This is a genomic window from Pseudomonas sp. DE0157 (assembly GCF_007678615.1).
Classification (GTDB): Bacteria; Pseudomonadota; Gammaproteobacteria; order Pseudomonadales; family Pseudomonadaceae; genus Aquipseudomonas; species Aquipseudomonas parafulva_B.
Genome location: NZ_VEJN01000016.1, coordinates 1 through 14,321, shown reverse-complemented (window position 1 = coordinate 14,321; position 14,321 = coordinate 1). Strand labels below are relative to the sequence as shown.

The following is a 14,321-nucleotide window of genomic DNA, read 5'->3' as shown; positions in this document are numbered from 1 at the left end:
CACGGCAACAGCGATTCGTAGTCACCAACTGTCGACGCATGCGTTAGCTGTTCCAGTGCGTGGCGCAGCCAGGCCCCTGCCTGGCAGGCCACCCGTTTGTACCCACATCCAGTGTTGACTGCGTGGCTCACTGTCAGACTCTTCCGATACCTGAATACGGGTTTCGTCGCAGTAGATGACCTGGCTGGCCAGCAAACTGTCGCGCATCACGTTCAGCAGCGGCTGGAAGTGTTCCTGCACTGGATGACTCAACGCGCCAACGTGTGCCTTGGAATATCGATGCCCTGGCGGCCCAGTACCTTGTGGTCACAATGAAGGGGTAGACCATCGATGTACTTTAGTGGTCAGCAGCATGGCCAGTACGCTGAAGCTGGCCAAGCTCTTCTGGATCAATTGAGCTGGCTTGTCGACTGTCACTGGTGCGGCTTCGAAGTCACGGCAACCGTAAATCTTACGGATGTGCTTGATCACACAGATCTGCATCGGAACGATTTCGAGCTGTTCCCTGAACTCATCACGGATGGCATGCTTGCGGCACCCAAATCTGTTGCGGTTAGTACGGTTGGCAGCTCTCATGCAGTGGGTGTGTAGTTAATTAGATCGCACAGATGACAAGTGGCTCTCAAGATAAAATGTTTTCCACCGCCGAAATTTCAAGGCAATCGAAACTTGGACTAACTTTTGGTAAAGGGGATCTTGTGCGAACATTGTGTCTGTGTCGCGGCCGGGAAGGGGCAGGCCATGTGTGTCGATGCCGGCTGCAAACGAGGCCGCGGCCAGCGATTCCACTTGAGCTTCATATTCGATGTGACTAAGCGGTGATGTCGTATCTAGGTGTCTCAAGGTCAGGTCCAAAGTCCTCTGATCCGCGTAAGGTCTGGGCGTATACTGAGGAGGCCGCGAACCGTTAATAGGGTGATCTATTGGAATAGCTTTGCTTCTCTCTCTAGCGTCTTTTACTAATGAATTAAAGTGGTTAGTTATCGCGGTTGCTTTGGCTTGATCATAGGGTGGTGGTGCGCTGAAGTTAGGAGACACTATGGCCTTTGAAATTGATTGATGGGTTTTCGCAGCATCGACAAGAGCGGGAATAATATATCCGTTAGATTTATTTCTTCTCGCAAACCAAAACTTTATATGTCCGGAGCTGTCTGTGTAATTGACCGGATCGCCTGCGCAATACATATAGACATTAATTCCGCCTGCCCCAAAAGGGCTCCAACTATCAGGTGATATAAATCGCATTAGAGAGGGGCTGAAAGCGCGGTATCCATTGCCCAGTAAGTAACATTGCGTATGTAATTCTAAGTTTTCGCCGTTGAAGTTTGTCAGTGTTCGTGATGGTGGTGATGTGTGTCCGTAGGGGGAATGTGCATGAGATTCTGATTGTTGACTGCTCTTTGTTGTAAGTGCTGAACCCTTCCCATCCGTGAATAGCAGGAGTGGATGGCACTGAATGTCAGTGCTTGTCTCTGCCAAAGGTTGATGACCCGCACGGAAGGCGGTGCGTGTGCTTCGGCCTCCTCGCACTGTCATTAGCTTACCGTTCTGGTAAAACATCAACTTAGTGTCAGTACTTAGTATCATTTTAGAAACCCTGTGTGGGCAGATAGATAGGTCACCAGTTTCTCAACACGACTGCCGCACGACAACTGACATAAATACTAGGTGAAGCTGCAATCGGCCCAGCTTGCGCAGCGCTTAATGGCCTCGATAATCGGGCGGGTACAAATCTTCAAGTACCCAATCCAATTTCTCGTTTCTAGGCTCTGTACGAAATTCTTAGAAACCCGGTCATTGCGCTGCCGTCGAAAGGGTTTTTTTTAGATTCCTCAGCCCTCAACGGAAAGTAATCCTATGATAGCGAAGCGGTGCAAAATCTCGAACGAGGCTTGGGCTCTGGTCTGTGCCGATGAGGGATCGACTACCGCGCCAAGCCGGTCCCGCGCTCATGCCCCGTTACCGCTTACCCAAAATCGTCCCCAGCATTTCCGGCCGTGGCGCCCCTTGCTGGCTATGCACCTTGCCTTCCCTGCCCTGATAGAAGATCGCAGGTGTGGCCTGCAGGCCCATCTCCTGCATCAGGGCCATGTTGGCGGCGAGCTTTTGCTGCACCTCGACCGGCACCTTGTCCAAGGCCTTGAGGGTGCTGCCCTTGCCGGCTTTCTCATGCTGCTGCAGCGCTTTGGCGGGGTCCTTGGCGGCGAGCAGTGCTGCCGACTTGCCTGGGCTGTCCTCACGGATGATACCGACCATGATGTGGCGCAGCTGCACCTTGCCCGATTCCACCCATGGCCGGGCCTGTTCCCAGAACATGTTGCAATACGGGCAGTTGGGGTCGCTGAACAGGTAGACCTTGCGCGGTGCATCGGCCTTGCCGTCGGCGATCCAGGCAGACTTTTCCATCTTTTGCCAGAACGCCTGGGTCATGGGGCCGTAAACCAGCTTCTCCAGTGGAGCGGCGCTCAGGTCCTGGCCCTGTTCGTCGAACAGATTGCCCACCAGCACGTGCTTGCCGTCAGGAGTGAGGTACAGAGCCAGGGGGTTGTTCTGATACTCGGCGGCATAGCCGCGCAGGCCGTTGGGCGCATCGAAGCTGCCCTTGATCACGGCGCCCTTGCTTTGCAATTGCTGGACCGCCTTGGGCAGGTCTTCGGCATACAGGGCAGGGCTGGCAAGCAAGCAAACGGTGAGCGGGAGGAGTGCAGGCAGTCGCATGGTCAATGTCCTTGTGCGGCAGGTTCGGGCGTGGTGGCCCGTTCGTAGGATTCCAGGGCGTGACGGAGGCTGGCGCGCGACAGCTCGCCCAAGTGGCTGCCGAGCAGGCGGCCGCCCTCGTCGTAGAACAGGGTGGTAGGCAGGGCCATGGAGCCGACGCGCTGGGCCAGCAGGCCAGTGCCGTCGAACAGCACGTGGGTCAGGCTCAAGCCGGTGGTGGCCAGGAACGTGCTGACGTTTTCAGGTGTCTCGCCCTGGTTGACGAACAGGAACGTCACATGGGGATACTCGCCTTGCGCCTGTTGCAGCACAGGCATTTCCCGACGGCAGGGCGGGCACCAGGTTGCCCAGATATTGATCACCAGCGGCTTGCCCCGATAGCTTTGCAACGCCACCGACTCGCCTGCAGCGTCGCGTAGGGTGATCGCAGGCAGTTCGGTCCCCTTGCTGTACAGATGGCTACCAAAGCTGGCCAACCCCCAGAACAAGGCGCCGCTGAACAGCGCCCAGCCCAATGGCCTGCGCAGGCCAGGGCGCCGCCAGCCTTGCCACACAGCGGCCAGGCTGATGCCCACAAGCCCAGGCCAGAGCAGAAAACCGCCGTCGCGGATATCGATGACCTGGAGCAGATCGCCTCGGTACATCGACCAGTACGCCACGACAAAACCGATCCGCGCGCACAACAGGCCGATCAGAAACAGATTGAACAGCGCGGACTCGGGGCTCTCGCCGCCACGCCTTGCCACCCACCAGCCAACCACGCTGGCAATGCCCAGGGCACACAGCAGCACCAGATGGTTCAGGGCCATGGTCAGTGGTCCTAGGGTCACGGTCAGCATCAGCCCTGGCTCCGAGTAAGGGTCCACTGTTGCACGAAGGTGGCGGCATCCACTTCTCCGGTGATGCGCCTTGCCCGCCGCTCCTGGCCTTCTGGCCCAAGCCAGATCAGGGTAGGCGGACCAGGCACCTGGTAACGCTGCAACAGCGCCTTGCTGGCCGGCGTATCGGTGGTCACGTCCAGGCGCAGCAGGTGCACGCCGGCCAGTTCGGCCTGGACGTCGCTGCGGCTGAACACCTGCGTTTCCATGACCTTGCACGCCACGCACCAGTCGGCGTAGTAATCGAGCAGTACCCACTGGTTACGGCTTTTGGCCGCGTCCAGTTCCCGTTGCAACGCCTCGGGCGTGCTCACGGTGACGAAGGCATCGTGGGCAGGCGAGGCGGTGGCGACTGCCGTCCCACCCGCAAAGGGGCGCAGCGGTTGCCACAGGTCACTGCCGCCGGCAGCGGCCCCGATCAACAGCAGGCCGCCCCACAAGGTCGCCAGCAACGGCGCAATGCGCAGCGCCGGAAGGCGCTGCAACGCAGGCCAAGCGGTCCAGCCCAGTGCGATCAGCCAGGCCCCGCTCAGGGCCAACAGCAAGCTGGCTGGCAGCAGGCTGCGCACCGTGTACAGCGCCATGGCCAGGAACACGAAGCCGAAGATGCCTTTGACCAGGTTCATCCAGGCGCCAGGGCGTGGCAGGAAGCGATTGCCCAGGGTCACGATCAGCAGCAGCGGTACCCCCATGCCCAGCCCCAGGCTGAACAGCACCAGCGCCCCCTGGAGCACGTCGCCGCTCTGGGCGATATACAACAAAGCCCCGGCCAGCGGCGCGGTCATGCAGGGGCCCAGCAGCAGCCCGGACAACACGCCCAGCAACGCGGCGCCATACAGATTGCCACCGCGCGTGCCCTGGCCGGCGCGGTCCAGGCGGTCGCGCAGGGCAGCGGGCAATTGCAGTTCGAAGGCGCCGAACATGGGCAGGGCCAACAACACGAACAACGCGGCCAGGCTGCCCAGCAACCAGGGTTGTTGCAACCAGGCCTGCAAGCTGGCGCCCAGTAGCGCGGCCACCACACCCAAGGCGGCATACACCAGGGCCATGCTCAGCACGTAAGTGCCAGCCAGCAGCCAGCCGCGCCGTGCACTGGCACCATTGCCCAGCACCAGCCCGGCGAGAATTGGCAGCATCGGCAACGAACAGGGCGTAAAGGCCAGCAGCAGGCCCAGGCCGAAAAAGGCCAGCAGGCCCCAGGCCAGGTTGCCGTGCTGCAGGCCGCTGGCCAACGCCTGATCGCTGGCCTGTTCAGCTTCCAGGGCGGCGACCGAGGCTTCGCCGCCTAGGTCGATCAGCGTCGTCTGCGGGGGGTAGCACAGGCCCGCATCGGCGCAGCCTTGCCAGCCAAGACGCAACTGCCCCTGCGCGCCGGGCGGCACTGTCAGCTCAAGCTGTTCGCGGTAGACGGTACTGTCGCCGAAAAATTCGTCGTGGTGATTGATGCCCGCAGGCAGGGGTGGATGCTGGGCCTTGGGCAGCCCGTCGAACTTCAGGCGTTTCTGGTACAGGTAGTAGCCCGGCTGAATCAGGAAATACAGGCGGGTAGAGCCGTCGGCCTGACGGTCATGGGTCAGCACGAAAGCCTGTTCGACGGGCAGAAAGTCAGGCTTGGTGGCGAATGGGTTGGCCTGCGCTGGGCCAGCCAGCAGCACCATCAGTAACAGCAAAAGAACGCGCATGAGTTTGCCTTGGCAGATCGTGGAATGGGGCCATGCTGGCGAGGAGCGATTAACACACTGTTAACGCGGGATTAGGTTCACGCAAGACCGCTGACATCAGGGTTCGAAGAAATACCGCGACACAATGTCAGCTTGACTTTGCTTGTGGTGGTGTCAATGCGGTAAAGTTGACAATCAAGTCAGTTTTTCCTGACCTGCACGACAGGGTTTCGACCCCCTCGACCCCTGCACAAGAATTAAGAACACATGGGCAGCACCCCCTGCTGCCCAGAGGATCAAGCATGTCCAACCGTGATATTTCTCGGCGCGCCTTCCTGCAAGGCGGCCTGATCGCTGGCGTCGGCGTGACGATGGCGCCGCTTGGCAGCCAGGCGTTCGCCGCGCTGCTGGAGGACCGGGTTACCGCCTCGCCGCTCAAATGGATGAACCATGATGGCAAGGCGCGTTTTCGTAACGACGCGTTGTCGAAAGTCTGTGGCAACAAGGTCTTCGCCCGTGACATTCGTGCCAAGGACATGCCCGGCTGGCCTGCGCAGCAAGGCCATGCACTGTTGCTCAAGGCCACCAAGGCCGACCGCCTCTACGAAGGCCACGACCTCAGCGTGCTGGGTGCCGAGTTGCAGCCGGACCGCATCGTCACCGCTGCCGACCTGGAGCGCGACGGCATAGCCTGGCCCGAGGCGCATTCGCCAGACCCACTCTTGCCCCCTGGCAAGGTACCGATGTTCATCGGCCATCCGGTCGCGCTGCTGATCTGGCACGACTTCGAGCGCTTCCGTCAGGCCAAGCGCTTGCTGCAATTCAACGACCAGGTGATTCGCTACGGTGCCCAGGCGCCGTTGTACCAGCGTGACCCCTACGGCAGTTTCCGCTTCGTGCGGGTAGGCGGTGCCACCCCGTTCGACGAGGACGAATTCTCCAGCCTGAAGGATTCGCCGCTGTTTCCCACCATCCTCAACCGCAAGCCGGTGTGGTCCAAATCGCCCAACCAACACGGCGACCTGACCCAGCAGGGCCTGTTCTACGCCAACCGCATGGCCGAACAGCTGGCCAACCCGCCCGAGGACTGGCTGGTCTTCGACGAGCGCTTCAAGACCCCCTCCATCGAGCCGGCGGCCTTGGAGCCAGACAACGGCAACGGCTGGTTCGACGTGGCCAGCGGCACCCTGCATTTCGTCGTGGCGACCCAGTGCCCGTTCGAGGCCGCGCAGGAATGCGTGCACATGATCAAGCCGTCACGCTTTGGCCTCAAGCACTTGAACATGCACCCAGGCTACACCGTTGGCTACGGCTCCAAGGACAACAACATCTTCGTCTTCTACGCTGCCGTGGCGGCGCTGTACGGCGAGGGCGTGCCGGTGCGCCTGGCCAACGACCGCTACGAGCAATTCCAGAGCGGCATCAAGCGCCACGCCTTCGACATCCGCTACCAACTGGCGGTGGACAAGAAGGACAACAGCTTCAAGATCTTCCGTGCCGACATGAGCTGTGACGGCGGCGGTCGCATCAACTACAGCCCCTCCGTCGCCGCCGTGGGCGCGACCGCTGCCCAGTCGATCTACTACATGCCGCAGAACGATCTGGCAGTCACTGCCTATCATTCGCGGGCAGTGGAAGCCGGTTCCATGCGCGGTTACGGCACCCTGCAAAGCATGGCCGCCACCGAGATGATGGTCGACGAAGTGGCCGGCCGCCTGGGCGTCGATGCCATCGACCTGCGGCGCAACAATGCCCTGAAGTCGGGCATGAAGAACACCCAGGGTGCGGTGCCAGCCGGTGCATTGCGCCTGCACGAGATCCTCGACAAGGCGGCTCAGCACGAAGGCTGGCGTGAACGTGATGCCCGCAAGCAACGGCGCGAGGCCAGCGACCCGGATCACTGGTACGGCACCGGCTTTGCCATCTGCCAGAAAGACTTCGGCACCGGCGCCGAAGCGCCGATGGCCAGCATCGAGTTCAGCCGCGACGGGCGCATCAGCCTGCGCCACATCGGCACCGAGCTGGGCACCGGCATGTCCACCTCCCAGGCGCTGGTGGTCAGCGATTTCCTGGGCCGTTCGGCCGACGACGTGCTCACGGCCGTCACCGAGTGGCCCGAGCTGCAACTGTCCACCAGCGGCAACCCGTACCTGATCAGCCAGGCCGAACAGGATGCCGCCCTGCGTAACCCGCGCTGGGTTGGCAAACTGGCCTCACCCTCGTCGGCGACCAACTCGGCGTTCTACTTCAGCCATGCCACTCGCGAGGCAGCTCGCGCGTTGTTCAATCACGGCCTATGGCCTGCTGCCATGGCTATCTGGACCCAGGGCCCGCATGGCGGCCAGGCCAACCCGTTGGTGGTGCGTCGGGAAAACGCTGTGTGGGTCAACGGTGAGCTGACCGGCAACGGCCTGGCGCCTATTCCCTTTGCGCAGCTGGCCGAAAAGGCCCATGCCATGGGCCTGGTGACAGGCGTGAGCGTGCACGGCTTCAACCGCTGGAGCTGGGCTGAGTCCGACTTCGTCATCGACGGCGTGCGTGAACGTTTCCCGCTCGACGCGTTGGCTGTGAAGTACGGCGACGGCGCCGCTAATGCCAAGAAGGCGCAGATGACCAGCAGCGGCTACCACCTGCTCGACCGTCAGAACCCCGCCTACCCCGATACTCAGTTGAACAACGCCATGGTCACCTATTACAGCCCGGTCGCCACCTTGGTGGAGGTCAAGGTGAACAAGGGCACGCATCAGGTGCAGGTGCTCGATCACCACAGTTGGGTCGAATGCGGCCGCGTGTTGGTGCCTGAACTGGTCAAGGGCCAGCTCGAAGGCGGCATTGCCATGGGCATCGGCCATGCGCTGACCGAGGAAATGCCGTTGTACGAAGGCGGGCCGGGGGAGGGCGACTGGAACTTCAACCGCTACCGCCTGCCGCACGCGCGTGATGTGGCGGTATGGACGCAAAGCAGCGAGATCCTCCCGCCGCTTTCACCCACCGACCCGTCCAAAGGCATCGCCGAGGTGGTGATGATCCCGATCGTCGGTGCCATCGGCAATGCCGTGGCCCATGCCATCGGCAAGCGCGTACGCGATCTTCCCATTACCCCAGCCCGTATCCAGGAGGCCCTCAATGGCTAACCGTCCACTGCAACTGACCCTCAACGGTCAACCGGTCGGCCCGGTCCAGGTCCCTGACGACCTGGCAATGATCGACTACCTGCACGAGCACCAGAACCTCACCGGCTCGCGCCTGGGTTGCGGGCAGGGTATCTGCCACGCCTGCGTGGTGATCGTCGACAACCCCGACGGTACCAGCGAAGAAGTGCGCACCTGTATCACCGGCGCCCATTACTTCGAAGGCAAGAAGGTCCGTACCATCGAGGGCCACGCCCAGCAGGACGAGGCCGGCAACCTTACGTTGAACCCGATCCAGCAGAAGTTCGTCGACCTGTTCGCGTTCCAGTGCAGCTACTGCGCACCAGGCTTCGTCAACGCCGCCACGGTGCTGGTGGAAACCGCCCAGCGCCAACCGCTGAAAAAGAGCGAGGTGCAAGCACGTATCGAAGCCAGCCTTGGCCACCACATCTGCCGTTGCACCGGCTATGTGCGTTACTACCAGGCCACGCGCACGGTGCTCGATGACCTCGGCCTGGTGAAGGAGGGTTGAGCATGGGCTTTTTCCGTAGCGCCCTGGCGCTGGCGTTCGGCCTTGCCGCAACGTGCTCGGCGCTGGCCAGTGATGACGCCCAGCTCAAGCGCGGCCAGTACCTGGCCCGGGCTGCCGACTGCATGGCGTGCCACACGGCCGAGGGCGGGGCGCCGTTTGCCGGGGGCCTGCCGATTCATTCGCCGTTTGGCACCATCTACGGCACCAACATCACCCCCGACAAGCAGTACGGCATCGGCAACTACAGCGCCGAGGAGTTCTTCGCGGCCGTTACCCAAGGCAAGCGCAAGGACGGCGCCAACCTGTATCCGGCCATGCCCTATACCTCGTATCACCTGATGCGGCGTGAAGACTCCGATGCAATCTTCGCCTACCTCAAGACCATCGCCCCGGTCCATCGCCCGGCACCACAGACGGCCCTGCGCTTTCCGTTCAACGTGCGCCTGGGTCTGAGCGGCTGGAACATGCTGTACGGCAAGAGCGTGCAGGCCCAGCCTGTCGAAGGCAGCAGCCGCGCCTGGCAGCGTGGCCAGTACCTGGTCGAGGTCATGGGGCACTGCGGCGAGTGCCACACCCCGCGCAACGCGGTCGGCGCCTTGCAGCAGGACCTGCGCCTGAGTGGCGGTCTGCTCAACGGCTACCTCGCCCCAAGCCTGCTGGCCACCGACCTGGCCGAGCGCGGCTGGTCGCAACCGGACCTCACCACGTTCCTCAAGCACGGGATCAGCGCCCAGGGCAGCATGTTCAATGAGATGTTCCCGGTGGTGCACCTGAGCACTCAGCACCTGGAAGACGCCGACCTTGCCGCCATGGCCACTTACCTGCTGGGCGACAACCCCCCGGCGGCCAAGGTGATCGCGCCCGTGCCGCTGGCGCAGATGAGCGACAGTGCCCAGCGCGGCCGCCAGCAGTACCTGAACGTGTGCGCCGGTTGCCATGGCGTGGAAGGCCAGGGCAAGCCGCACATCGCCGTGGCGATGCAGGGCAATACGGTGCTGCGCCAGGCCGATTCGCGCAACCTGGTCAAGGTGATACTCGACGGAATCCGCGAACAGCAGTTCACCGGCTTCGAGCGCATGCAGCCGATGCCAGGGTTCGCTGATAAGCTCGATGAACGCCAGGTGACCGACATGGTCAACTACCTGCGTCAAGCATGGGGCGGGCTGCCCGGTGATCTCAGTGAACAACAGCTGGCCGAGCTGAAAGCGGAGTAAAGCGTGCAGCATCTCGATCTACAGGTGATTCGTCAGGCGTTGCAGTGGTCCAGCACAGGTCAGGCGGTGTGGTTGTGCACCGTGCTCGCCACTTACGGCTCGGCGCCCCGCGCGCCGGGCTCGTTGCTGGCAGTCAACGACCAGGGCCAGTGGCTGGGGTCGTTGTCCGGCGGCTGCGTTGAAGACGATTTTCTTGAACGCGTGGCCCTGGGCGAGTTCGTGCAACCGGCTGCCATCGTGCGCTACGGCGATGGCAGCGACCCGCGCTCGCGGGTCAGCTTGCCCTGTGGCGGCGTGCTGGACGTGCTGGTGGAAAGCCTGCCGTCCAGTTGCCAGGTGCAAGACCATCTGCGCCAGCTGGAAAGCGCGCTGCTGGGCCAGCGTCGGGTGCTGCGCCAGGTGAAGGTGCCCAGCGGCATCCAGGGGCTGGCGGACGCTGCCGGTCAAGGGCCGCGTGTGCACCGTGACGGCGACTGCGTGCACCTGCGCGTGGGTGCCGCCCAGCGGCTGCTGCTGGCGGGGTATTCCAGTGTTGCCCAGTACTGCGCCGAATTCGCCAAAGCCATGGGGTTTGAAGTGGTGCTGTGCGAGCCGCGTGAAGAGGTGCTCGACGGGGTGCAGATCGACGGTATCGAGATACGCCGCGAGCTGCCTTCGGAATTCATCTTCAATGGCGGTTGTCATGCCGACACCGCCGTGGTCGCGCTCACCCACGACCCCAAGATCGACGACCTGGCCATGCTCGAGGCCGTGCGCACCGCGGCGTTCTACATTGGCGTGATGGGTTCGCGTGCCACTTCCGATAAGCGCCGCGAGCGGCTGCAACGCATCGGCGGCCTGAATGCCGATGCGCTGGACCGTATCCATGCGCCCATTGGCCTCAACCTGGGCAGCAAGACACCGGCCGAGATCGCTTTGGCGGTGTTGGCAGATGTACTGCGGGTGCGCAACGGCCTCGACCGAGCCGCCTTGTGAAGGTGGCGGCGCTGGTGTTGGCCGCTGGGCGCAGCAGGCGCTTCGGTGCCGACAAGCGCCGGGCCTTGCTGCCCGACGGGCGCGGCCTGTTGGCCCAGTGTGTACAACGGGCCGAGGCAGTGTTCGAGGATGTGCGGGTCGTGGTGCGCGAGGACGAGGGCCGCGAGGACTTCGACCTGGGTACCGCCTGTGGTTGGGTGGTCAGTGCCCAGGCGGCTTCGGGCATGGGCCACAGCCTGGCGGCAGGCGTCGCCGCCCTGGCTGACAGCGATGCGCAGGCGGTGGCCATCCTGCTGGGGGACATGCCGTGGATTGAGGCCGCGACCCTCAGGCACTTGGCCGAGGCCGCCCAGGCTTCGACCATCGTGCTGGCGCGTCATGCAGGGCAGCAAGGTCACCCTGTGATCTTCGGGCGCGCGTTCTGGCCGGCGCTGTTAGGGCTGACCGGTGACGAAGGCGCCAGAGCAGTGGTGCATGCCAACCGCGCCAGTTGCACGGTGATCGAGGTGTCAGATGCCGGGGTGCTGATGGATGTGGATACGCCCCAGGCGCTGGGCTTTTCAGGGCGTTGAGCGGGGTGGGGCACGTTGTGCTGCGCTGTATCTGTAAGATAGCGATCTCTGTAAAAAGGGCCTGGCTGGATCGGTCATGGGGGGAGTGCGCTGTTTTAAGGTTTAAGCTTCGCAGCTTATAGTGCCGGGGCCGCCTTGCGGCCCATCGCGGCACAAGGGCCGCTCCCACACGGGAAGCCGCTAGGCTCCAGATGGGGTGCATGACAGTTGACCCCACAAAGTTAAGCACCGCATGGTCCGGCGCTCTTGCAAGACCGCTCGTTGACTGTCAGGCAATCTGCACGTATCCCCGCCCAATCCTTTTCCCCAAACCCTGTGCCTGCGTCCATAATTCCCCCTTAATCCATTCACGCTGCAATGTCGGTTACACCATTGCGGGAGCCCCATCCATGCACGTTCTGCTTTGCGAGGACGACGACCTCATCGCTGCCGGCATCTGTGCAGGCCTTGCCGCACAGGGCCTGACTGTTGACCGGGTGGGCAATGCCGCCGGCGCCCGGGCCATGCTTCAGGCCGCGCAATTCGATGTGATGATCCTCGACCTTGGCCTGCCCGACGAGGACGGCCTGAAGCTGCTGCGCCGCCTGCGTCAGCAAGGCGAGACCTTGCCAGTGCTGGTGCTCACCGCCCGTGATGCGGTCACTGACCGGGTCGACGGCCTGCAAGCGGGGGCCGACGACTATCTGCTCAAGCCGTTCGACCTGCGCGAACTGGCCGCGCGCCTGCACACCCTGCTGCGCCGTGTCGCCGGCCGTGCGGTGAACGTGATCGAGCATGGCCCGCTGCGTTACGACCCCAGCAGCTGCGAGGCGACCCTGGCCGGCAAACCCGTGGACCTGTCCCGTCGTGAGCAAGCCTTGCTCCAGGCCCTGTTGCAGAACGCCGGGCGCGTGCTGTCCAGCGAGCAGTTGAAGGACTGCGTGTACGGTTTCAACGACGAAGTGGAAAGCAATGCGCTGAACGTGCATATCCATCACCTGCGCCGCAAGCTGGGCAACGGCATCGTCGAGACCGTGCGCGGGCTAGGCTATCGCCTGGGCCCTGCCAATGCGCCAACCGAGACGCCAACATGAGCCTACGTGTGCGCTTGAGCCTGATCCTGGGCAGCGCTTTCGTGATCATCTGGGCGCTGGCTGCCGCCTGGATGCTGCGCGACCTGCGCCAGCAGATGATGTTCTCCCTCGACCAGCGCCTGGTGGCATCTGCACGCATGGTGGCCGGCCTGATCGACCAACTGCCCCAGCCGCTCAGCGTCAAGGGCGAAGGTACCCACTACGCGGCCGACCAGTTGAGCGTACCGGACGGCATGGCCTGCCAGGTCAGCTCGCTGCGCGGGGAAATCCTGGCCAGCAACCACAAGCACGATGGCGTCATGGATGACGGGCGCAGTGGTTTTCGTGACCAGACCATCGACGATGCTTCATGGCGCACCTTTACTTACAACCATGGCGATGTGCGCATCACCACGGCCGACCGGCGCATGGAGCGCGAAGCCCTGAATCAGTCCATCCTGCTCGCTGCCTCGGCGCCGGTGCTGATGGCCTTGCTGGGCAGCCTGGGCTTGCTCTGGATCGGGCTGGGCAAGGGCCTTGAACCGCTCAATCGCATGCGCGATGCCCTGCGCCGCAGGCGCCCCGACAGTGTCGAGCCGTTGCAGGTCACGGGCATGCCCAGTGAGCTCCAGCCGTTGCTGGAAACCCAGAACCAGCTGTTCGTGCGCATTGCCCAGACCATCGAGCGCGAGCGACGCCTGACCGACGATGCCGCCCATGAACTGCGCAGCCCGCTGACAGCCATCAAGACCCACCTGCAGGTCGCCCGCATGACCGAGGGCGCGGTGCGCGAACAAGCGCTCGAACATGCCGAACAGGGTGCCGATCGCATGCACCGGACCCTGGAGCAATTGCTCATGCTGGCACGGGTCGAGGGTAGCTTGTCGTTCGACGACGGTGTGCAGTGCAGTGCCGAGCAAGTCGCGCGTCAGGCGGTGCAGGACGCCGGGGGTGGTGACAACCGCAGGATCGTCCTGAACTTGCCGCCCGAGGCTGCCCTGGTCTACCTGAGCATGCCCGCACCGCTAGCGGTGGCGGCGCTGCGCAACCTGCTGGACAACGCCCTGCGCCATGGCGGTGACGAGGCGGTGGAGCTGGAGGTACAGGCAGCTGAAGGGCAGGTGGGCTTCATGGTGCGCGATCACGGGCCGGGCATCGCCGAGGCAGACCTCGGGCACCTGACCGAGCGCTTCTGGCGTCATGGTCAGAGCAGCGGCTGCGGGCTTGGCCTGGCCATTGTCCAGGCAATCGTGCAGCGCTGTGCAGGCAGCCTGAAGTTCGATAGCCGAAGTGATGGGTTGAGGGTGGTCTTGCAGGTGCCGGCGCGGCCTGCGGGGTGATCCTGGGTTTTGTATGAAGTTCTGGGGCCTAGAAGCACACCGGGCAAACCTGGTTGAGTAAACTAGCACTTTTATAGTCGGTAAAGATGTCGGCTGCTAAATATTTCGGTAGACTTCTCGCTCTATAAGTATTGCAGTTGCAGTTGCAGTTGCAGTTGCAGTTGCTCTTGCTTCTAAGCGCGCGGTAGTTCAGGCGCCGCAGATCGCGACTTCAGGAGGCCGAGCGCAGGGCTTGCGGAGGGAGGTGA

At 62.8% G+C, this 14,321-nt stretch carries 12 protein-coding genes and 1 pseudogene; 7 read left to right on the top strand and 6 right to left on the bottom strand.

Annotation, left to right across the window (positions count from 1 at the left end):
• Nucleotides 1-21 precede the first annotated feature (21 nt).
• The 6 genes and pseudogenes from FS777_RS21735 to dsbD all read right to left on the bottom strand — a co-directional run.
• A pseudogene (locus FS777_RS21735) lies at nucleotides 22-273 on the bottom strand (transposase); the annotation flags it as partial.
• Nucleotides 274-306: 33 nt separating this feature from the next.
• Nucleotides 307-576 carry an IS66 family transposase zinc-finger binding domain-containing protein gene (locus tag FS777_RS21730; RefSeq protein WP_256675192.1) on the bottom strand — a complete coding sequence of 90 codons (270 nt, stop codon included), beginning with the start codon at nucleotides 574-576 and terminating at the stop codon, nucleotides 307-309.
• 15 nt (nucleotides 577-591) lie between these two features.
• The gene (locus tag FS777_RS17535) at nucleotides 592-1,536 is read right to left on the bottom strand and encodes an RHS repeat-associated core domain-containing protein (protein WP_256675193.1); all 945 of its coding nucleotides are present in this window, start codon (nucleotides 1,534-1,536) and stop codon (nucleotides 592-594) included.
• 423 nt (nucleotides 1,537-1,959) lie between these two features.
• Nucleotides 1,960-2,718, bottom strand: a complete 759-nt coding sequence (gene dsbG / locus FS777_RS17530; protein WP_145256684.1) for a thiol:disulfide interchange protein DsbG — start codon at nucleotides 2,716-2,718, stop codon at nucleotides 1,960-1,962.
• 2 nt (nucleotides 2,719-2,720) lie between these two features.
• Nucleotides 2,721-3,557 (bottom strand): TlpA disulfide reductase family protein, encoded by an 837-nt coding sequence (locus FS777_RS17525; protein WP_058638438.1) that lies wholly within the window; start codon nucleotides 3,555-3,557, stop codon nucleotides 2,721-2,723.
• On the bottom strand, nucleotides 3,557-5,278 hold the full coding sequence (dsbD, locus tag FS777_RS17520; RefSeq protein ID WP_145256681.1) for a protein-disulfide reductase DsbD: 1,722 nt from the start codon (nucleotides 5,276-5,278) through the stop codon (nucleotides 3,557-3,559). The genes FS777_RS17525 and dsbD overlap by 1 nt, the downstream gene beginning before the upstream one ends.
• 281 nt (nucleotides 5,279-5,559) lie before the next feature.
• Here dsbD and FS777_RS17515 point away from each other — a divergent pair, with 281 nt between their 5' ends.
• The 7 genes from FS777_RS17515 to FS777_RS17485 all read left to right on the top strand — a co-directional run bounded on the left by FS777_RS17515 (nucleotide 5,560) and on the right by FS777_RS17485 (nucleotide 14,073).
• Entirely contained in the window at nucleotides 5,560-8,391 is a 2,832-nt protein-coding gene (locus tag FS777_RS17515; RefSeq protein ID WP_145256678.1) for a xanthine dehydrogenase family protein molybdopterin-binding subunit, read from the top strand.
• Nucleotides 8,384-8,920, top strand: coding sequence for a (2Fe-2S)-binding protein (locus FS777_RS17510; RefSeq protein WP_023535868.1), 537 nt, complete (start codon nucleotides 8,384-8,386; stop codon nucleotides 8,918-8,920). Before FS777_RS17515 ends, FS777_RS17510 begins: the two co-directional genes overlap by 8 nt.
• Nucleotides 8,921-8,922: 2 nt before the next feature.
• Nucleotides 8,923-10,134, top strand: coding sequence for a cytochrome c (locus FS777_RS17505; RefSeq protein ID WP_078478839.1), 1,212 nt, complete (start codon nucleotides 8,923-8,925; stop codon nucleotides 10,132-10,134).
• Nucleotides 10,135-10,137: 3 nt separating this feature from the next.
• Entirely contained in the window at nucleotides 10,138-11,109 is a 972-nt protein-coding gene (locus tag FS777_RS17500; protein WP_145256674.1) for an XdhC family protein, read from the top strand.
• Complete coding sequence (locus FS777_RS17495; protein WP_058638444.1) at nucleotides 11,106-11,681, top strand: NTP transferase domain-containing protein; 576 nt, start codon at nucleotides 11,106-11,108, stop codon at nucleotides 11,679-11,681. Before FS777_RS17500 ends, FS777_RS17495 begins: the two co-directional genes overlap by 4 nt.
• A 389-nt stretch (nucleotides 11,682-12,070) precedes the next feature.
• Nucleotides 12,071-12,754 (top strand): response regulator transcription factor, encoded by a 684-nt coding sequence (locus tag FS777_RS17490; protein WP_058604839.1) that lies wholly within the window; start codon nucleotides 12,071-12,073, stop codon nucleotides 12,752-12,754.
• Nucleotides 12,751-14,073: an ATP-binding protein gene (locus tag FS777_RS17485; RefSeq protein ID WP_145256671.1), complete on the top strand. Its 1,323-nt coding sequence runs from the start codon at nucleotides 12,751-12,753 to the stop codon at nucleotides 14,071-14,073. The genes FS777_RS17490 and FS777_RS17485 overlap by 4 nt, the downstream gene beginning before the upstream one ends.
• Nucleotides 14,074-14,321: the final 248 nt, after the last annotated feature.